Raw genomic sequence first — 21,359 nt, forward strand, 5'->3', positions numbered from 1 at the left:
AACACCAGCTGAAACAGAAAGACGTTACTTTAATCAAAACCTCTTATCAGGTGTCCTAAATTAGTTGACCACTACAAACACTGCTACTGTGAGTGGTAAACGCATGGTAAAGCGCGATCCTTGACCAAGCTCAGAGACTACAGATACTACGCCACCTAACTGACGAATCTCGCTGATAACGACATCCATGCCAACGCCGCGCCCTGAGATTTGCGTTAATTGCTTACTGGTACTCAAGCCTGCATTAAAAATATACTGCATGATATCAAGATCCGTCAGACTACTATCGTCTGCATCGATAAGACCTTGAGCAATTGCTTTGCTGCGAACCGCTTCGACATCGATACCGCGCCCATCATCGGACAAGTTGATGACAATTTCACTACCTTCACGCAGTACTTCTAAAGTAATGTTACCACTGCGTGCTTTACCAGCTTTTAGACGGTTTGCGCTGTCTTCGATACCATGATCGACAGCGTTACGTAGCATATGCTCAAGCGGCGACGTAATGCGCTCTAGAATGGTTCTATCCATCTCGTCATCGGCATTAATAATCGTTAGATCAACAGACTTGTTAAGCTCATTGGCCGTTTGACGTACGGTACGCTCAAGGCGCGGTGTCAAGCGCGTAAATGGCACCATACGCGAGTTCATCAAGCCATCTTGTAGCTCAGTTTGCGTCCGCGACAGCTGTAATAATAAGCTCTCGCTATCTCGGGTCTTTTCTAACAGTGTATGATTGATATCAATCAAATCTGATGCCGACTCTGTCAGAGACTTTGATAACTGATTCAAAGAGGAGTACTGATCCATCTCTAACGGGTCAAAGCCTTCATGGCTGATCAGCTCATCATCTATCTGCGATAAAATCTGAGCTTCAAGCTCAATCTCCATTCGACGTAACTGATCCGCCAAACGCTGTACCGTGATGCCCATCTCTTCAAGGCTGTTGGTCAAGCTACTCATACCCATGTCAATACGAGCACGGTTAATCGCTGACTCACCAGACAAGTTAATCATATGCTCGATTAGACCACCTGAGATACGAATCATCTCATTGCTACTAGCGCTCTGCTCTTGCCCAGTGAACTTGCCGACCATCGATGGCATCTTACTGATGTCTTTGACCCTACCATCTGAATTTTGCTTTTCCTTGGCGGTCAAGATAGCTTTTCGCTGCCCTTGCAGCGATTCATCAGGTATTTGTTTTAGGCTATCAGGATTTTTACTGAATACTTGTAGCGCCTCTATCAACAATCCAGGTGTTGGCGGGTTGACCCGCTCTTTTAGAATAAACAGAGCATCTGCTAACCAATCATGACAAGCCACCAGTAACTCTTGGACTTTTTTCGTTGCAGGACGGCGACGACTAGCAAGGTCTTCGTAGACTGCTTCCATTTCGTGTGACAAGTCCGCTATGCCATTTGCTGCGACCATTCTTGCGCCACCTTTAAGGGTATGTAGGTCACGCTGTAGCGCTTGCAAGGCAACGGTATCGCTCACGTTATCTAAGAATAACTGCAAATATTGATTATTATTGGTAAGCGCTGCCGCTTCTTCTAAAAACACTTCTAAGATATCAGGGTCCGGTAAGCCATTGGCCCATGACTGCTTAATCATTCTATCAAGCGTTAATACTTCTGTGGTCTTGACATTACTGTCTGTCGCATCATTAGCAAAAACTTGCGGCTCAGCGTCAGCATGGTTTTTTGGCACCGGTACAATCAGATTGACATTATCTGGTAATGCTTGTGCGTTCTCAAACTGTTGCAGCTGCTCAATAAGTTCAGGTGCAAAAAACGATTGCTGATGCTTGACCATATGCATCACTTGCAACGACAAGGTATCTTGCACGATTTGCATAATCTCAAGCCACTGGGTGGTTGGCTCGCGTCTATGCTCTACAAAGGCTTCGTAAATACTCTCCGCCTCATGAGTCAAGTCTCCAATACTACGGATACCTGCCATGCGCGCACCACCTTTAATGGTATGCAAATGACGCTGCAATACTTTTAGAGTATTGATGTTAGAGATGTCCGCACGCCATTTGTTAAAGCTCTCGGCAAGCGCATCATCGAGCTCTTGCGCTTCTTCTAAAAAGATCTCTAACAATTCAATATCGGTATCGATAGACTCTAGCTGCAACTCAGGGGCAGAGACACTTTGCACGCTAGGCAGATCATCATTATACTCGTCGATAGCCTCATCACTGCTGGCAGTGCCATTAGCAATACGCTGTAAACCTTCAAGCACTTGCTCATCAACTTTTAGTGAGGTACTACCAGCCAAGGCATCGAATAGCCCTACTAGCTGAGCATGTCCAGCCAGTAACGTGGTTTGAATAGCAGCATCAGCTGCTGTTTCAGGATGATCATTTAAGTAAGTATAAGCCGCTGCTAATGCACCAAGAATCGCGCTGAATTTTGGAAACTCTAGCGCTTTGCTAGATAGATAATTTATTTGGGCAAGTTGTTGCTCTATATATGTCTGAACCTGCTCACTATCAGAGTGACTCAGCGCCTCATTTAACTGCCATTCAGCATCGAGCAACTCATCAATATTTTCATCTAATAGCTGATCTATAGTGGGCTTGTTATTCGTAATTTCGCTATGATCGCCGATGGCATACTGCTCACCCAGCATGGCTTGTAATGAGGCAATATCTTGCTGGCTTTGCGACTCTTCTGTCGATATGGTTTGCTGCTGGGCATTCTGTTTGTAATTATTGAGGTAGCCATCCATCAGTGTCACAGACTGGGCTAATGCTTCTAGGTGTTGCGCATTCATAGAAGCATCCTGCTGTTGTAATAGCTCTAAGCTTTGCTCAATCATCGCACTGACTTCGCTAATCGCCGCTAAAGCACTAGAGCCAGACGCGGCTCTTAGGGTATGGAAGGCACGAACAATATCATCACTGACTGCAATGTGAGGCTGGCCTTGATGATCATCAACAAAGGTATTGATATCTTGTAATAGCGCTTCTGCTTCGTCGATAAAAATCTCAAAAAATGCTTTTTCTTCTGCATTTTGATGCGTCAAAATAACGGGTGCTTCTGCCATCATCGCATTAACCGAATGAATTGTCTGCAACATACTATCCATATCTTCAATATCATCATTGCTACTATCATCATGGATACGGTCAATCGTATCATCAGGCTGCACTGCAGAATACTGCTCAGTAGAGCTCAACGCTTGCTTATATAACTCAACATAGCTGAATTCATCGCCTAGTTGCTTACTAAAAGCGTTAGCACAGGTAATCCATAACGGCACCAATGCGGGGTAACCTTGACTGTTATTATTTTCAAAGGCAGTTAGCATGGCGGGATACGCGCCTAGCACATCGGCGATAAGCTGTCTTATATCGGCTGACGCGACGATACTCTTATCCAAAATGCGATTGAGCATGTTTTCTATAGACCATGCTAGCTCGCCACTATAGTTGGCGCCTACCATGCGACCAGAACCTTTTAGCGTATGGAATCCACGACGAATATCCGCCAAATCGCTTAAATCAGTGGGTGACAGCTGCCAATGCTCATATAAAGGCACGATGTCGGCCAGCACTTCATTGGCTTCTTCTATAAAGATTTCTTTAATATCAGGATCAGCATCATTCGCATCCGTTGGTAACTGCTCAGTCTCTTGCATAAAAGGAACGAGTACGGCTGGTAATGCTAAACCAGAAAGAGAGTCTATTGGATTTCTGTCTCCAGCCTCTTTCTGTACAGTTTGAGAATCATTAATCGTATCTGCAGCATCTGCCAACTCAGTAGAGTCAGCAATTGACATGGGCTCACCTAAGTCAAGAGTCTCATCTAATATAGAATCATCTTCGCTGAATACAATGCCTGATGGTGCAGCTATAGAAGTTTCTAAACCCGAGTTAACCGGCTGTCCTGTCATCAAGTTATGACTCTGTAAAATGGTTACCGCAGGATCAAAGCTTGGCGGTTGTTGTGCTGTAAAATCTGTAACCAAGACTGATAATCGCTTAGTGCTCTCTGTCACCAAGTCAACAACATCGTCCGTGACGGGTAATGTCTTATCCAACAGACGATTGAGCAGATCTTCGATGGCCCATGCCATCTCACTGATGCTAAAAGCACCAACCATGCGTCCTGATCCCTTTAAGGTATGAAAACCTCTGCGCACTTCTGTTAATGGCGTTAGATCTTGTGAGTCTTGCTGCCAAATCGGTAAAAAATCTTCTAAGTCCTCGACGACCTCTGTCACCTCTTCGATGAAAATGTCCCGAATGTCTTCATCTATATCAAAAGTGTCAGGTTTCACTTGTTCACGCGCGCGCAGCAAGTCTTCACTATCGCTTGCAGTGTTAAAGTTACCTACTACAGCACTATTCGTTATGAGGTTATCGCTCTCATCTTCTAATACAGTTTCATCGTCTACACTTGCTGTATCAAGGTTTGGCGTATTAGAAGCCTGGATATCAGAAGCTTGGTCATTGACGGCATGCTCAGTAACAGGCGCAATCTCCCCACTATCATCGTAGCGCAGCACATCAGTTGCCACAGGTTTTTGGCTAAGGAAACTGTGCTCAACACTTTCAGGCGCTTGAATATAGTCATTCAGCAGTATGGTAGCATTATCGATATGCTGATTTGCCAGCGCTAATAATGGTTGGTCAAAGACCTGCTGCGCCAGATAGTCTAGCAGCAGCTCTATAGAGGTCAAGCCCTCAGCCAACGCTTGAGTAACATTCCAACTGAGCACATTAACATCATGAGTCGTCAGTTGTACAAATAGGTTGGCTATCGCATCAGTCGCTTCACGGACTGAGGGCAAGCCCATCTCATCAAAAGTGTGGCCAATGTCTGTCAGCTCAGCCGTCTCAGGTAAGAGGGCAATATCTTGACGCTGTATATAGGCGTTAAAGCGCTGTTTTATGTCTTCAACAGCAATGCGCAGTTCACGTAAGTCTTTCGTAGCAGCGCTGCTGTCCGTACTAGCTCCTAACCGCGAGTCAGCGCTATCAGACCTCAAAGTAAAGTCAGCTGCGTCCCCTATTTTGGTAGATATCGTCTGTTCGGTATTATAAATAGCACTATATAGCTCTTGGAGCTGGCGTTCGATCTGCCATTGCTCTTGTGCAAACCCTGTTTCTGAGGAGAGAGCACGTTCGATATCTGCTAGAATAAATGCGACTTGTGACGCATAGAGTGTCCAACCTCGAGCTTCGAGCTGACTATTTATACGCTGTAATGGATTCAATAAAGTTTGCGGCTGATCAAGACTGAATATGAGCGTCTCAAGCTCACTCAATATGCGCGGTAAAAAACGCGAAGCCACAGTCTCACTTTGCGGTAAATTATTGAGAATAGATTGCGTATGCTCGCTACTTTGTGCAAGGCCACTTAACTCAATATAAATACTGGCTATCAAGTCTTTAATAACGCTCGATGCTAGCTTAGTCTGATGACCGCCTGACTCAATCACTTGCTCAAGCTGCGCTAATAATGGCGCATAGTGCTCAGGCAATGGTGTTTTATTGTGGGCAAGATCGTGCAGCCATAACTCGGTTAGATACCATAGACGCTGCACATCACCCTCTTTTGTGCTTTGCCATAAGTACTCACTGACTTTTTGCAAGAGGGCTAGTATAGAGGGCTGATTGCTATTAGCAGCTAACAATGCTTGTACTTGCTGACGCCAAACCAACAATAACTGCTGATATTGCTGAATGTCTAGATGGGCATCTGCCGCCGGGTTTGGTACGATTAATTCAATATCATCGATGACATTTTCAGCGCTAAAATCGCTATTAATCAAATGTTCGTGAGGTGTATTTTTAGTAGTGCTAGATGGCTGTGAAAAAAGATCTGTCGCAATACCTCGTCGTGATAGTGACTGAGTAAGATCAGCAGCGGCTCTATTGATCAAAGCCGTATGATGACTGCCTGTACGCATATACTGCGTCAGCTCACGTTGTAACAGACGATGAGAAAACCGACCACTGCGGCAATCGTCAGTAGTAAAGTCCTCTTGGCGACCAGCACCTGCCAACAGACTTAGCTTAGTCGCTAAGTCTGCCAATAAAGGCAGGTTAACCATAGTTAGAGCGCCACCAACTTGATGGTAGTGCTGTACCATTTGCTCGTAATTAGTGCTATCAGCGCCTAATTGCCAGCCATCAGATACTTGTGATAATTGCTGATTAAAAAGTGGTAGTAGCCACTCGAGCGTCACCATGTCATTGGGCTGGTTTTTCATAGGTTTATCCTAACTCGTCTAGGCGGTAATTTAGGCACTGATCTTTTGCCACGCATTAATCTGTGGGTGCGCAATACGGCGCATATTTGAAGGACGCCAAAACAACGCCTCACCTGGAGCCAATACAATATAACCACCTAAGGCACACTGCTCTGACAGCTTAGTCAGAATATCCCGTTGATCAAACTTACGAAAATATAGCAGCATATTTTGGCAGATAATGACCTGTTGTAGATGCGGGGTGGGTGGTTCTTGATTGATGATATTGTGTAAAGCAAAGCTAACATACTGCTGTAAAGTTGGCGCGATTTGCCAATGTACTCGAGTGTGACTGCTAGCATTTTTTAGTATAGATAAATCACAGGCAGTCGATTGTTCAGTCATAGTCTCAGGACGTAATGGATGAATAAATGGCTGGCAACAAGACGGAATTAACGTTTTTTGGCGTTGGTCGTACTGTGCCATACGTGCTTTTGTCAGTGCTTGCTGGCTGACATCAGTGCCTAATATGACATAGTTAACCAGCTGCTTCGATGCCAAACTCATGGCAAGCGACCAAGTCTCCTGCCCACTGGCACAACCGACACTCCAAATGCGAAACGTCTCATCAATACTGTCATCTGTTAGCGTCAGGCACTGATGCTGCAAGGCACACTCTGTGACAAAATCTATAGAAGGCAAGTGGCGAAAGAAGCGACTTTCGTGAATCAGCACTTTATCCAATAGTTGCTGGCGCAGCGCATCGTTGTTCGGCAATTGACGCCATAGTTGCAGCGCTGATAATCCATTCGCAACAGCGGTACGATCAATCGCATTTACTAGCCACTGGCGTTGAATATCGGGTAAAACAAAGCCGATTTCTTGCTCTATATAGCGTTGCCATTGCTGCGTATCAAAACTATCATCTTGCCTTAAAGCTGTTACCGAATCGGAACTGGCTTTATCGACTATATTAGCGTCTTGTTGAGTACGATTATCCACGTGACCTGCTCTTGCTCCTGCTGCCCACTCTTAATATTAGAGCAGTCCTTTGATTAAAATCTCAAGATAACAACACCCTAAGCTTAATGGCTGTTTATGATGGCTAATAATTAATTATTAAGCATTAGCCATTAAGCAAAAGCGATTGATTAAGCATTGGCTACTAAGCTTTCTTCCGCTTCTAATTGCTCATCATCGTTTGATACTTTAAAGCCCGTAACTGACTCTTGGAGAGCGGCAGCCATTTCACTTAGCTCGCCGATAGAGCGCGCTGTGGCCATCGTACCCGATGATGTTTGTGAAGTAATGTCTTGAATAATATTCATCGTATGAGAGATGTGACCAGCAGACTCAGCCTGTTGTTGGGCGGCGTTTGAGATATTTTGAATCAGATCTGCCAAGGTATTAGAAACGCTCTGTACTTCTTCTAGAGCTTCACCAGCATCTTTGGCCAAACGCGCACCGCGCACAACCTCAGAAGTCGTTGATTCCATTGACATCACGGCTTCGTTGGTATCTGCCTGAATAGTCTTTACCAAGGTTTCAATCTGTTTGGTGGCATTGGCTGAACGCTCAGCCAGACGTTGAACTTCATCAGCAACGACCGCAAAACCTCGACCAGCCTCCCCTGCCATTGATGCCTGAATAGCCGCGTTCAATGCCAATACGTTGGTCTGATCCGCAATATCATTAATCAAACCAACGATATCACCAATTTCTTGCGAAGATTCACCAAGACGTTTAATACGCTTTGAGGTCTCTTGAATCTGGTCACGAATAACATTCATGCCTTCAATAGAGCGCTGTACAACCTCTGCCCCGTTATAAGAGATGGCAACCGAGCGCTGGGCAACCGTTGCAGACTCTGCCGCGTTGTTCGAAACTTGGTCAATCGAGACGGTCATCTCATTAATCGCAGCCGATACGCCCGCGATTTCTTGCGCTTGGTTTTCCGAGGCTTCAGCAAGCTCAACGGCATTCATCTGGGTTTGTTCTGAGGACTGCGAGACGCGATCAGCCGTGCTGTTAATAACCAATACCAACTGACGCAATTGGTCAATGGCAAAGTTTACCGAATCAGCAATCGCCCCCGTAAAGTCTTCTGATACGGTCGCATTAACCGTCAAATCACCATCTGCCAAATCACCCAATTCATCAAGCAAACGCAAAATTGCGATCTGGTTACGCTCGTTTTCTTCTTGAATTTGACGAGCACGCTCAGATTCCGCTTCTGCTTCTTGGCGACGACGCAAGGTCTCTTTTTCGATGAGTAGACGCTCTGAGCCGCCACGTTGCTTGAGTAATTGGTATAGGGCAAATAAAATACCTACGACACCTATCACAAACAAAATCACCGGCAATACCACTGATTGATTGAAATTGGTCAGATATTGACTCACTGATGATAGTGAATTGACCAGCCAAATCAGACAGGCCACAGTCAATAAAGCAAAAAGCCCTAATAATAACTTCCAAGTATTATTAGCGTCTTTCACCGTGGGGGTCGTTTTACTATTACCAGCTACAGGGTTATTTATAACATCACTCATCTTGCGTATTCCTTTCGAACAATCGTCAAAGTCTTATCGTGACTGACTTCGACAATCATATTGTTATCAAAACAACAGTGATTAACAAAGCCTGTATGAATGCTGACATACAACCGTATCATGTCAGTCGGTATTTATTTTTATCGTGCTAGGTGCTAGCAGTCGAGTATTTTATGACAGCAAATACTCTATGACAGACAGTTATAGCGCCGCATCAGCGTACTGCAAATCTTGCACCAACAAGCTTGGCATAAAAATATACCAATCTTGTTCATTTTTAAAAAACTTGCCATGATTGTAAGGTGCAAATGGCGAGTCGTTTTCAAGGGCTTCTGGACGATATTGACCACGAGTAAACTGTTCAATACCTAGCACTTGATCGACAAGCAAGCCTGAGAACACATTGTCATGATCGATGACAATAACTTTACGTTGACTCATTTGTGCCAAGCGACTGGGCACCTGCAAAAACTCGGACAAGTCCGTCAGTGGTAATAGGCGTCCGCGAATATTAGCGATGCCGAGCATCCAGGGCTTTACTAAGGGCAAACTGGTGAACTCCGGCATGGTCAGTACTTCTGAAACCTGACCCATTGGTGCGACCAAACGCTGACCACCAATCTCGAATACTACCCCTTGCCAGTCGGATTCTTGTCCGCCGTGACGGCCACTTTTGCGCGCGCGTGCCAAATCTGCTAAACGCAGAAGCTCAATAAATCCTCTGGAAGCCACAAGTTACCCCATTACTTTGCGAATGACATTGACCAGACCATTTTCGTCAACTGGCTTGGTGATATATTCTTTAGCGCCTTGACGCTTACCCCAAACACGATCCGTTTCTTGATTTTTGGTGCTGATCATGATGACCGGAATATGCGACGTTGTTTTGCCACGTGTTATCTTACGGGTGGCCTGAAAACCATTCATTTCAGGCATAACCACATCCATCAAGATGACATCTGGTAAATGATCGGCTGCCATTTGACAACCTTGCTCACCATTTGTCGCTTCAAGGACTTGATAGTTGTTTTTTGCAAGCATGTCGCGAAATTTCGCCATCTCAGATGGCGAGTCGTCAATGACTAAAACAGTAGCCATGGAAATTTCCTTTATTTTCGATGATATCCGTTCGGATATATTGTTGAGACAAATCTATTAAAAATAATGCCTAATGCCTTGTTGGCAACACTATTTTTACGATGATACCTATTTTTACGGTGGTACCTATGAAATGACAAACACTGATTGATAACCATCATGATCACTGGGCTGTTTATAACGTGGTTATTTAACATCAACACTTCATTTATAAAGTATTCAATAATCACGGCAGCAACAGTTCACTTTCTTAATAACAGTCCTCTCAGCTACTTGCCTTAGCCGTAACGCTATATGCATTAATCATGCCAATATAACTGTCTAATTAACTGCCTAGCTATCAATTATATAGGCCGTTATGCATTAGCGATATTGGTTGATTGCCTCAAACAGCTCATCTTTACTAAATGGCTTAGTCAAGTATTCATCCGAACCTACGATACGTCCACGCGCTTTATCAAACAAACCATCTTTAGACGACAGCATAATCACAGGCTTACTGGCATAGTCAGGGTTATTCTTTATCAATGCACATGTCTGATAACCATCCAAACGTGGCATCATGATATCAACAAAAATGATATCGGGATTGTTATCAACAATCTTGGCTAAAGCATCAAAACCATCAATAGCGGTCACTACTTCGCAGCCCGCTTTTTGTAATAAAGTCTCTGCAGTACGGCGAATGGTTTTAGAGTCATCGATAACCATGACTTTCAAACCTTCAAAATTATTTTCCATTATCATTGTCCTATAAACGGCTATTATTCGTAGCACTATCTGCCAGTGCAAAATTTTAACAGTTATTTCAATTTATAAAATGGTTTATTCTTGGATTGAGATGAACGGTTAAGTTTGTATTTTACGCTGTCACGATCGCTAACATGTTCTCTATCAGTATTCGCCTATCAAGCATGGCGTTACCATCGGTTACTATACGCACTTTAGCGACAATTATCTTCGTGTATTAAGCGCTATTTTTGGCTTTTATTTTTTAAAAAACTGCCAGATGCTTGTGTTTATAAAGCAGCCTATCTGCTGACTCACTTTGCTTATAGAAATTTTTAGACTTGCTCAAAACTGGCAAGCCTAAACCTTGTCAGCATCATAAATTTAACTGGCTCGATATCTGTTGAAATGTACACAAAGGGTCAAAAGGGTTTAAGGTTGAGTAAAAACAATACTTACCTTACCGAATAATCTTCATTTGTGATAAATATGTATCATTATATTTTTATATGTTCGTTTTAGCACAGTTACTGGTTGTTTTCCAGTCATTTAGTGAATTTATGTTCAAATTAATCATTGAGTTAGTGAGAGTCTTTTGATTATGCTCCCTAATTTGTCTCAGGTTACTTTTGCCATCTACCGTCTGGGCATGTTGCATAAATATAATACTGTTATTTGCCCTTACCTCAATTCACTATATAATAAAATGACGTTTACGAGAGTGCTTGGTATGAGAGTTTTGAGAGGTCGAAAAAATAGAGGTTTAAGAAATAGTGCGTATTTATGCAGCGCTTTGTTACTGCTGGCAGGCTGTCAGCCCTCGCCCCCTACTGATGAACCGGTGACGGCTGAAAATAGCGAAACAGTAGAAACCCCCATTATTATTGACGATGATAGCGTTACTATGACGCCTGACCATATTCTGAGTATAAAGCCCTCACGCTATCAGCCAAGCATGGGACTGCAAGGCGTGATTGAACCGATCAAAAAAACTCAATTCATCGCTGCGAACGCACTTACTGTGCAGCAAGTCTTGGTAGAAAAAGGCCAATGGGTAGAAAAAGGCACACCTCTGCTAATCGTTCAGCGTCAGGGCACAGCAAGTAAACCGCTAGAGTCAGCGGCTACCTCAGTTGCCGCAGCCGCAGACGCAGAGTTCGCAACCTTAAATGAGCCTACGAAAAACAATAATACAGAAAACACTGCCCAAAAAACGCCACCAGAAAACGATGCAAATGTAGAGAGCAGTCAGCCTAGCGTTGATAAAAGCACGGTAACAACCAGTAATGACACCTCTGCTAACCTCAAACAGCCCTATCAATTAACCACTGTACGTGCCAGTTTTTCAGGTCGCGTCGAAAAGCTGTATGCTAAAGTTGGACAAGGGCTAGCCGCGCGTCAACCGCTACTGCTACTCATTGATGAGACTGAATTACACTTTATGGCCACTGTCCCTATTCAAGCTGAGCCTCAGCTTTCGGTCGGTCAGACAGTGAATTTTAGTGCTAAAGGCATGTCGGATAAGTTCACTGGGCAGGTCAGCAAATTGACAGCAACGGTTCAGCCCAAACAGCTTCTGGTTCATGTAAATGTCGTCAATAATGAAATCAGCCGTGAAAAACTACAGCCTAATATGCAGGTGACGGGGCGAGTGAATTATGGTCAAATCGACGTCGGTACGATTGTCCCCGAGCGCGCGTTGCATGATGTTGACTTAACAGAATTGCAGCGACCACCGTATAAGCCACTAAGACCCTTGAGCGCCAATGTATGGATTATTAAGCAAGATCAGCGTTTAACTCGTCAGCCAGTCGAGGTCGTCGAGTACGATCCAAGTACCAAACAGTACTTAATAGCCGGCATTAGCAATGACAGTTTAATTTGCCTTGCTGACTTAACCATTGCATCTAAAGGCAAAAAGGTGGTGGTTTCCTAAGAAATGAGAAAGAAGAGAAAAAGACAGTTACATTGTGTAGAAACATTAACAAAGCGTGTCTTGTTTAGTCATAGCTGAATTAGGCACTATAGTATTATTACCCTGTCCTATATTGGCTGAGGCCTTAATCATATTTTCTTAACCCTATCTTAACGGTGACTGTCTTATGGTTCAGAACCCTATCAATTTATGACAACTTACCTTTAAAATAACCTGAATTTAAATTAACGTAAATATCGAGGCGCGCTAGAATTTTAATAAAAAGCGATTTCTTGACAAACCATAACAACAACTAGAGGACAAGCCATGAGTAAGCAGATTTTGTTAATTGAAGATGATCCAGATCTAGCAGAGTTAATTAGTGATTATCTGACCATGAATTATTATGACGTCCATCATGCAGGACTTGGTCAAGAGGGTCTGGAGTTATTAGATACCAAAGAGCGCGATATTGACTTAGTCGTGCTTGATTTAATGCTACCTGATATGGATGGTATGCAAGTTTGTCAAAAGATACGTGGCAACAAAAATAATATGACCAACAAAGTGCCGATTATCATGCTAACGGCCAAAGGCGACACTACCGATCGTGTATTGGGTCTAGAAATGGGTGCTGATGACTACATCGCAAAACCCTTCGAGCCACGTGAGCTCTTGGCCCGTATACGCGCGGTCATTCGTCGTCACGAGCAGCCAAACCAAGCAGATAGCCAATCGGACAGCTTGACTTTTGGTCGTCTCAGCGTGTTCCCTGATAGCCATGAAGTGACTATTGATGAGCAACCTGTGCGTTTGACGACGCATCAGTTTCAATTGTTGCACTACTTTGCCACCCATTCTGGTAAAGTATTGAATCGTGAGCAGTTATGGCAGGCTATGCCGAATGATGACAGCTCGGACAATATTGATCGCGCGATTGATGTTCATATCTCGCGTTTGCGTGCGCTGATTGAAGACAATCCACGTCAGCCAAAGCGTATTATTACCGTACGTGGCGTCGGTTATCAGTTCGCGACCGATCAGGTATAGTCCTAAATAGCTAAATTCCTAGATAGTTGATGATGGCGGCTGATTTGATTTATCGAGACACTTATCGTGGCAAACCAGTCGCCATTGTTTTTATTAAACCATACAAATATTTATTAAATACTATAAATGGCAAGATATGAATCGATATGAGCCTCTGATAATAGAGATGATTTAATGCAGCAATTGGGTTTTCGTTCCGTATTTGCTAAGTTATTTGCTAGCGTCATGTTGGCACTTATCTTATTTGCGGTCGCCATGGTGCTATTGACACAGCTCGTGCATGACAAAGATGCAGGTATCCGCTCAGAAGTATTGGCTACCCAAATTTTAGGTCAAATCGATCCCTTCTTACATGAGCTAAATATCGCCATTAGTAAGGACAACCATTTACAGTCACGCTTTATGCTGGCGGTGGTCAAAAAAAGCTTTGATATTTTTGATGAATCTTTACAAGCAAAGATGGGCTTATACGATAATGAAGGTCGGTTGCTCATGCAGACTGACAACAGTGACTTGCCGTTAGTTCTGCCACCCACGCCTTCTTTGTTTTCACAAGTTTTTCCTTCTTTTGCAGACACCTCCCCTACCAAGCAAGCTCAAGTCTATAGCAGCACTGGTTATACCTTGCTGTACGAATCGCGCTTGCCGCCCAAAAAGCCCGTACTTTCCGCTGCCTTAAATTTGTTTACTGGCACCCTACTGCTGCTCTTGATTATGGCAGGCGTTCTATGGCTAATTGCTCGCACCATGACTTGGCGTATCAATCAGATGAGCCAACAGATGACCCAACTGGGGGACGGTGACTTTACGGTACGGGTCAATGCACGCGGCAGTGATGAAATCGCCTCGTTAGCACGCGGATTTAACCAAGCGGCGCAAAAAATCGAGCATCTTATTAATGCCAACAATCTGCTCTTGGCGCATGCCTCTCACGAGCTACGGACGCCGATTACCCGTATCCGCCTACAAATCGAGATGATGGATATGCTGGCGGATGCGATGCCAATGGATACCAAAGCGAAATTTGACAAACGCGCGCAAGCGATCAACCGTGATTTATCAGGGCTTAATGACTTGGTTGAAAGTATCTTATTGGTCAGTCGCTTAGATGCCGGTCATGTCATGCAGCAAGTCGAGCATTTGGACTTATATGACTTAGTGAATCAAGAACGCCAACATTACCCTGAAGCCACTTTGATTGGTGAGCATATCGTCATCGATGGTCAGGCACCGATGTTGACCCATCTTATTCGCAACCTTTTGACCAATGCTATGTTACATGGTAAACCACCCGTTACCGTGCTAATTTATGGCGTTCAGACTATTGACGAAGCCGATACCGTTCCAGATTATTTACTGCAAACGTTGGTTTCTAGTAGCTTTGCTGATTATAACCGTTCGGATTTTGAGCATTATTACGAATCAAACGAGTCCGATAACTTAGCGCTGCAAACATCAACACAACCAGGCGAGGTTTCTGACGACTCTCATATAACCAATACTGAGAAAGAAAAAGCAGAGATGGTTGTGATATTACCGGCGCCGCCTATTTATCGAAATGGTGAAAACCTTGCGCTCGATAGTAACGATGCTGCAGCTGACGCTTCAAATGCGGATGTCACTGATATCATTGCTGAAAGCACTGATGTTATGGGCAACGCTGATATAAAGGGGTTAGAAACTAGCCCCTCAGCAACAGACGCTAGTAAAGATGCAAAAGTGAAAGAAAATACTGCTAAAAATCCTATACTCACTGACGATACCACTGCTATTAATCCTGAAGCATCACTAATCCCCAACTACCAAAGCTTTACCACAGATTTGACTGAAAAAATTAAAAAGGTTATTTGGAGAGCCGTGCCGGATAACGAAGAAGACGTCCAAAAATCTGCGGAAACTCATAACGATAATGAAATGACCGTTAATAGCGAAGGAGCTCGTAAAGCCAACGATGCGTTGCTAACTAGCAATGGTCAATCTCGAAAAACTGATAAACTCGCGACGGATAAAACTGCTAGCAAAGACGACGTTAAAGCCAACACCCAAAATGAGAGTGACGCGCCGATTGCCGCGCGTAAAGAGAATCTATTTACCAAACATATCAAAAAGTCTAAAGCCGAACCCATACGTCCGTTACCAAAATACGCCGTGCTGGCGGTTATTGATGAAGGCGAAGGCATTCCTAAAGACAAACGCGAGGAAGTATTCAGTCCATTCGTGCGCTTGCAGCAAAAGAACAAAGGCTCAGGTTTGGGATTATCCTTGGTCTCACAAATCGCTACTGCTCACCAAGGGCATATCGTGACCGATACTATTAACGGCCACACCAGATTTTTGGTCGTTATACCCGTAAAGCAAGATCCTCATTACAACTACCACGACAATAATAATTAAGATATGGCTGTACCTCTTTTATCGTCATCCTTCTGAGTACTCACGCCCTTTGCACCCCGCCATTTACATTTTTCAAATTTCTTAGAGCTAATAGCCATTAGTCATAAGCAAGTCACGGATGTGCATATCCAAAACATTGCATAATATGCTATATTACTGCCCCTTATTACCATTGTTAATGCTAGCAAATATCCGATTTTGCGCTGCCATAGGTACACTGCAGTCTAATTTTTCTATAACCATCATAAACCTATTGAATTTTGAGCCCTCCATGAGTGACATGATTGTCTTAAACGATGTGACCAAAAGTTTTTTAAGCGACCGATCAATCAAAGACAAAGACGGCAAGCCGCATTGGTTTACCGCTGTCGAACCGACCTCGTTGTCTGTTCAACAAGGTGAGATTTTTGGTTTGATGGGTTATTCAGGTGCTGGGAAATCGACCCTTTTGCGCTTAATTAATTTGCTCGAACGCCCAGATTCAGGTCAAGTGGTGATAGATGGGACGGATTTGACCACCTTGTCCGCTAGTGATTTGCGTATCGCTCGTCACAACATTGGTATGATTTTTCAGCAATTTAACCTCATGTCCAATCGCACCGTCTTTGATAACGTCGCATTTAACTTGATGGTTTCTGGCTATCCGCGTCGCAATATTCACAAGCGAGTGATGGATTGTCTTGAGATTGTAGACTTAACCGATCGCGCTGGTCACTATCCGGCGCAGCTGTCGGGCGGACAAAAACAGCGTGTTGGTATCGCCCGCGCGATTGCGCCCAGCCCCAAAGTATTATTGGCTGATGAGCCGACCAGCGCCCTTGATCCAGCGACGACGCGAAGTCTGCTGACTTGTCTACGTGATATTAATGAGCAACTCGGCGTCACTATTGTCATCGTGACTCATGAGATGAGCGTCATTCGTAGGCTGTGCCATCGTGCGGCGCTATTACACCAAGGGCAATTACTTGAAGTGGCAGATATTCGCGATGGTCTGATTCAGGCCACTACACCAATTGGCAAAGGCTTAGTGCACGAAGACTAATGAGGCAGGAGAAATACATATGTTAACTGGTGCTGAATTATCCGCCTCAATCGACAAGCTATTGCTGCTACGCAAAGAGATTGTAAAGGCGTTTATTGATACCTTCATTATGCTTGGTATCTCAACGACAGTCGCGATTGTAATCGGCGGACTGTTCGGAATATTCTTATTTTTGTCGAGCGATCGGCAGTTTTTGCAAAACAAAACCCTCTACGGCATACTGGGCGGCATTACCAACTTTATGCGCGCCTTTCCGTTTGTTATTTTGATGATAGCCATGAGCCCATTTACTAAGGCTATCGTCGGCACAGGTATTGGCCCCATCGCTGCCTCTTTGGTACTAGCGATTGCAGGTTCATTCTACTTTGCCCGCTTGGTCGAGCAAAACTTGCGAGAAGTACCACGCGGTATCATTGAAGCGACAGAGTCTATGGGCGCTCGTCCCTTTACCATTATCAAAGTATTGCTCAATGAAGCGCGCTCAGGTTTGGTGTTATCCGTGACCATCCTTTGTATCAGTCTGCTGTCTTATTCAGCGGCGGCTGGTATGATTGGTGGCGGTGGTCTGGGTGATTTGGCCATTCGTTACGGCTACTATCGTTATCAGACAGAGGTGATGATTTTTATTGTCATTATGCTATCGATTATGGTCATATCTATTCAAGCCTCTGGTAACTGGCTGGCGACGCGTTTAGACAAACGTTAAACCGCTTTAGCAAATACTTGACATTGTCAGCGACTAGGGTTATTTTTGGCAGTAATTAATCCTTGTCTCAGCTCATAAGAAAGCAGCATTACTACATTAGAATGTTGCTTTTTTAATGCTCAGACGATAACTATCTTACCCAATCCCATGTATTAATAAGGAAATTTTATGAAATTAACAGATATTAGCCGTCAACTGGCGACGGCATTTGCTGCGGTTGGCGTATCAGGCCTAGTCTTAGTTGGTTGCAACAACTCGTCAGCACCAGAAGCGACCAAAGAGCCCGTTACCGAAGGCTCAACGGCTGAAACGGCTGCTAGCGACATCGATCCTGACCATACCAAAATCGTCATCGGTACGACCGAAGGTGATTTTGCTGATATGGTACGTAACCAAGTGAAAGGCTCGCTAGAAGCGCAAGGTTACGAAGTTGAACTGATTCCTTTTACGGATTATGTACGTCCTAACTTGGCATTGGCTGAAGGCGACTTGGACATCAACATCTTTCAGCACAAGCCTTATCTAGATACTTTCAAAAAAGAAAACAACCTTGATTTGGTTGAAGTATTCCAAGTACCAACGGCGCCTCTTGGCATCTATTCAGGCAAAAAGACTAGCCTCGATGATGTATATAAAGGCATGAGCGTCTCTGCACCGAACGATCCAAGTAACTTTGCGCGTGCGTTGGTGATGATGAGCGACCTTGGCTGGCTTACTCTAAAAGACAATGTAGATCCATTGACAGCGTCAAAAGCAGACATCGCTGATAACAGTAAATACGATATCAAAATTGTTGAATTAGAAGCGGCGCAATTGCCACGCGCCCGTGATGAAGTTGACTTTGCAGTGATTAATGGTAACTATGCCACTGATTCTGGTATTAAACTGACCGAAGCGCTGTTCCAAGAGCCAAGCTTTGCTTATGTCAACTGGTCAGCGGTTAAATCTGCAGATGTAGGCAAAAAATGGGTCAAAGACGTGACGGCTGCTTATAACTCAGAAGCCTTTAAAAAGTATGCGCATGATAGCTTCCCAGGTTACAAGTACCCAAAAATTTGGGGTGAAAATGCGGCTACCGATAAGGCCGTCGCTACCACGACAGCACCTACTACCGAAGCAGCTGCTCAATAGTTGATAGCTTAGTAATTGATAGATTAATAGTTGATAACTTAGTCATTAAATTTTTAGATATTTAAAGAGTATTCATTCATATCAACGAATAGCGCTAACAAGCCGAAATATAAATACAAAGATGCCCATTACTTATAAGTAATGGGTATTTTTTATGGTCTGCATTCTATAGTCAGTGGAAAGTAGGCGTATCTAAGGTTTTTTTAGAGATTACCGTAATAATAATGGCCGGAACAAAACAAAGAATAGACAGATATACAATGCCGAAAACACCTGTCTCTGGCAGGTGCACCAAAATCAAACCCGCCAACCATGTCGCAATCATAATTGAAAAGTTAAACACACTAGATTGTACTGACGTGGCGATAGCTTTTGCCTCGGTGACCTGATGGCTAACGGCTGTTTGAAACATCGTGACCAAAGGTCCGAATGCTAAGCCCCACAGTAAAAAGGCAAAATGCGCAAACCCATTAGTCCCGCCAAAGAAGAAAAACAGCAGCATCGTCATAGCACCGCAAGCCAACATCCCAACGATTAAACCCCGTAAATGGGTGTCAATAATCTTGGCCGATAGTATGACTGAGATGACAGAACCAATGCCAAAAATCAACAGCGCTAAGCTGATACCACCGACAAACTCTATGGTTTCGACCAGTAGCGTAATATAGGTATAGGTACTGTAATGCGCGACGACTGCCAAGAAAGTGAGGGCTAAGACTATCCAGACCCCAGATATTTTTAGCACCGCTATTGGCGAATTGCTTTGCGTCAGCTTTTCACCTTTTACGGATGGTAAGAATTTCATCGCCAATAGTGCAATGACCCCACCTAGTACACCAAGCACGATAAACGATGTGCGCCACCCTACTTGCGTACCAATAAAAGTCATAATCGGTAACCCAAGACTCACGCCAAAGGTGTTACCCGCCATAATAATAGTAATCGCCTTACCCTGCATATTCTCGGGCACCAATGCAGTACCGTAGGCTGCAATCATTGGCCACATAATACCGGCGCAGATACCACCCAAAATACGCATGACCACGATGAGAGAATAAGAAGAAGTGAGGCCGACGACGATATTAGAGACAGCAAAACCTGTCAATAAAGCCATAAGGAGAATCTTTCGATTGACCCACAGCGTCATACTGATGAGTGGAATGGCAAAAATCGCTGATGCCAGTGCATAGATACCGACCAAAAATCCAATTTGGGTCTGTTCAATACCAAGACCTACAGTCATTTGTGGCAAAATACCGGAAGGCATCAGCTCTGAGAGTATACCGATAAAAGTAACGCTGGCCATAAGACCGAAGATAAACCAAGAAAGAGGATTTTGTCCGGTGCTATTGGTTTTTGCCAGACCGTCTTTTGAATGAGTGATTTCTGAAAAAATAGCCACATCCTCTCCTAGTTGAATGAAGTGTTCAGAAGATTAGGTAATCTTCCTTTATTAATAATTCCGTCCATAAACACCTAACCATCTCTAAAATGACGTTACAGCCTGTTTGTCCTTTGTAGGAAACCGTCACTCGCCCTTTCACTTCAGCCTGCTTTTTTCTATAGTGGTTGGGCTGTATAGAGGTCGAGACAATAATATTCATGAGTAATCGCTCTCTTGATAAGTCCTCTATTAACAAATCACACAAATAACAAGGATAATAATATGCATGCTAAAAAGTATAATATTCGTACCGCAGGACAAGCCAACATTCCAGTATTAGGACTGGGCACTTGGCAGTCAACGGGGCAAGACTGTATCGATGTCGTTAGCCAAGGTCTTAAGATGGGCTACGAACATATCGATACCGCCCAAGCTTACGGTAATGAATTCGAGGTTGGTCAAGGTATTAAGCAATCGGGCGTCGCTCGTGATAAATTCTTTTTGACCACAAAGATTTTCCCTGATGATATGAAGTTTGAGCCAGAAAAACTCATGGCAGCAGCAAAACGCTCATTAGAGAATTTAGATACCGATTATGTGGATCTGCTACTCTTGCATTGGCCTGACGACCGCGTACCACTATCTGAGACAATCCCAGCACTATGCGAGTTGCAAAAGCAAGGTTTGACGCGCCATATCGGGGTTTCTAATTTTAATATTGCCAATATCATTGAAGCCAAGAAATATGCAGATGTGCCGATTGTGGTCAATCAGGTTGAGTTTCATCCCTTTATTAAGCAAAAAACCTTGCAAACTTTTTTGAACAATCACCATATTCTACTTGAAGCTTATTCGCCACTTGCACGCGGTGATGTGTTTGACAATGAGGTTATCAAAGAAATCGCTGATAAGCATAACATCACGCCTGCACAAGTATCGTTGGCTTGGATTCTGTCAGACAAGCACCGCGTTGCTATTCCAAAGACGTCTAATCCTGACCACTTACAAGGTAACTTGGATGCAATGAAGGTGCATTTGAGTGCAGAGGAACTAGAGAAAATTGGCAAACTTGCCAGTAGTGATGGACGTAAAATCGAACATCCTGATTATTCACCTGAGTGGGATGATTGATTGACGTAAAATCG

The 21,359-nt window shown here is 43.9% G+C and carries 14 protein-coding genes; 7 read left to right on the forward strand and 7 right to left on the reverse strand.

The window, feature by feature from the left end; all coding sequences use genetic code 11:
• Window positions 1-60 precede the first annotated feature (60 nt).
• From AAEY79_RS12555 to pilG, 6 genes are all read right to left on the reverse strand, one after another.
• Complete coding sequence (locus AAEY79_RS12555) at window positions 61-6,234, reverse strand: Hpt domain-containing protein (RefSeq protein ID WP_352288593.1); 6,174 nt, start codon at window positions 6,232-6,234, stop codon at window positions 61-63.
• A gap of 30 nt (window positions 6,235-6,264) precedes the next feature.
• Complete coding sequence (locus AAEY79_RS12560; protein WP_025652333.1) at window positions 6,265-7,215, reverse strand: protein-glutamate O-methyltransferase CheR; 951 nt, start codon at window positions 7,213-7,215, stop codon at window positions 6,265-6,267.
• 149 nt (window positions 7,216-7,364) lie between these two features.
• The gene (locus tag AAEY79_RS12565; RefSeq protein ID WP_201565511.1) at window positions 7,365-8,765 is read right to left on the reverse strand and encodes a methyl-accepting chemotaxis protein; all 1,401 of its coding nucleotides are present in this window, start codon (window positions 8,763-8,765) and stop codon (window positions 7,365-7,367) included.
• A gap of 201 nt (window positions 8,766-8,966) precedes the next feature.
• Complete coding sequence (locus AAEY79_RS12570) at window positions 8,967-9,497, reverse strand: chemotaxis protein CheW (RefSeq protein WP_025652331.1); 531 nt, start codon at window positions 9,495-9,497, stop codon at window positions 8,967-8,969.
• A gap of 3 nt (window positions 9,498-9,500) precedes the next feature.
• Window positions 9,501-9,863, reverse strand: coding sequence for a PleD family two-component system response regulator (locus AAEY79_RS12575; protein WP_025652330.1), 363 nt, complete (start codon window positions 9,861-9,863; stop codon window positions 9,501-9,503).
• Between the two features lie 363 nt (window positions 9,864-10,226).
• Window positions 10,227-10,604: a twitching motility response regulator PilG gene (pilG, locus tag AAEY79_RS12580; RefSeq protein ID WP_010201623.1), complete on the reverse strand. Its 378-nt coding sequence runs from the start codon at window positions 10,602-10,604 to the stop codon at window positions 10,227-10,229.
• 718 nt (window positions 10,605-11,322) lie between these two features.
• Here pilG and AAEY79_RS12585 point away from each other — a divergent pair.
• From AAEY79_RS12585 to AAEY79_RS12610, 6 genes are all read left to right on the forward strand, one after another.
• Entirely contained in the window at window positions 11,323-12,528 is a 1,206-nt protein-coding gene (locus AAEY79_RS12585) for an efflux RND transporter periplasmic adaptor subunit (protein ID WP_201565512.1), read from the forward strand.
• A gap of 306 nt (window positions 12,529-12,834) precedes the next feature.
• On the forward strand, window positions 12,835-13,557 hold the full coding sequence (locus AAEY79_RS12590) for a response regulator transcription factor (protein ID WP_025652328.1): 723 nt from the start codon (window positions 12,835-12,837) through the stop codon (window positions 13,555-13,557).
• 174 nt (window positions 13,558-13,731) lie between these two features.
• Window positions 13,732-15,951 (forward strand): sensor histidine kinase, encoded by a 2,220-nt coding sequence (locus tag AAEY79_RS12595; RefSeq protein ID WP_352288596.1) that lies wholly within the window; start codon window positions 13,732-13,734, stop codon window positions 15,949-15,951.
• Between the two features lie 271 nt (window positions 15,952-16,222).
• On the forward strand, window positions 16,223-16,993 hold the full coding sequence (locus AAEY79_RS12600; RefSeq protein ID WP_201565514.1) for a methionine ABC transporter ATP-binding protein: 771 nt from the start codon (window positions 16,223-16,225) through the stop codon (window positions 16,991-16,993).
• Between the two features lie 49 nt (window positions 16,994-17,042).
• Window positions 17,043-17,699 carry a methionine ABC transporter permease gene (locus AAEY79_RS12605; RefSeq protein ID WP_407074201.1) on the forward strand — a complete coding sequence of 219 codons (657 nt, stop codon included), beginning with the start codon at window positions 17,043-17,045 and terminating at the stop codon, window positions 17,697-17,699.
• Between the two features lie 168 nt (window positions 17,700-17,867).
• A complete protein-coding gene (locus tag AAEY79_RS12610) occupies window positions 17,868-18,830 on the forward strand; it encodes a MetQ/NlpA family ABC transporter substrate-binding protein (protein ID WP_201565515.1) in 963 nt (320 codons plus the stop codon).
• Between the two features lie 172 nt (window positions 18,831-19,002).
• Here AAEY79_RS12610 and AAEY79_RS12615 read toward each other — a convergent pair whose 3' ends face one another.
• Entirely contained in the window at window positions 19,003-20,232 is a 1,230-nt protein-coding gene (locus AAEY79_RS12615) for an MFS transporter (RefSeq protein ID WP_265088698.1), read from the reverse strand.
• Window positions 20,233-20,496: 264 nt separating this feature from the next.
• Here AAEY79_RS12615 and AAEY79_RS12620 point away from each other — a divergent pair, with 264 nt between their 5' ends.
• Entirely contained in the window at window positions 20,497-21,345 is an 849-nt protein-coding gene (locus tag AAEY79_RS12620; protein WP_025652322.1) for an aldo/keto reductase, read from the forward strand.
• The last annotated feature ends 14 nt before the right edge of the window (window positions 21,346-21,359 follow it).

This window comes from Psychrobacter sp. GW64-MNA-CIBAN-0177 (genome assembly GCF_040309585.1).
GTDB lineage: Bacteria > Pseudomonadota > Gammaproteobacteria > Pseudomonadales > Moraxellaceae > Psychrobacter > Psychrobacter okhotskensis.

Bases quoted from the DNA above. Each gene is read 5' to 3' on its own strand.
- AAEY79_RS12555 (WP_352288593.1), bottom strand. From the start codon at position 6,234: ATGAAAAACCAGCCCAATGACATGGTGACGCTCGAGTGGCTACTACCA.
- AAEY79_RS12565 (WP_201565511.1), bottom strand. From the start codon at position 8,765: ATGAGTGATGTTATAAATAACCCTGTAGCTGGTAATAGTAAAACGACC.
- AAEY79_RS12575 (WP_025652330.1), bottom strand. From the start codon at position 9,863: ATGGCTACTGTTTTAGTCATTGACGACTCGCCATCTGAGATGGCGAAA.
- pilG (WP_010201623.1), bottom strand. From the start codon at position 10,604: ATGGAAAATAATTTTGAAGGTTTGAAAGTCATGGTTATCGATGACTCT.
- AAEY79_RS12585 (WP_201565512.1), top strand. From the start codon at position 11,323: ATGAGAGTTTTGAGAGGTCGAAAAAATAGAGGTTTAAGAAATAGTGCG.
- AAEY79_RS12590 (WP_025652328.1), top strand. From the start codon at position 12,835: ATGAGTAAGCAGATTTTGTTAATTGAAGATGATCCAGATCTAGCAGAG.
- AAEY79_RS12595 (WP_352288596.1), top strand. From the start codon at position 13,732: ATGCAGCAATTGGGTTTTCGTTCCGTATTTGCTAAGTTATTTGCTAGC.
- AAEY79_RS12600 (WP_201565514.1), top strand. From the start codon at position 16,223: ATGAGTGACATGATTGTCTTAAACGATGTGACCAAAAGTTTTTTAAGC.
- AAEY79_RS12610 (WP_201565515.1), top strand. From the start codon at position 17,868: ATGAAATTAACAGATATTAGCCGTCAACTGGCGACGGCATTTGCTGCG.
- AAEY79_RS12620 (WP_025652322.1), top strand. From the start codon at position 20,497: ATGCATGCTAAAAAGTATAATATTCGTACCGCAGGACAAGCCAACATT.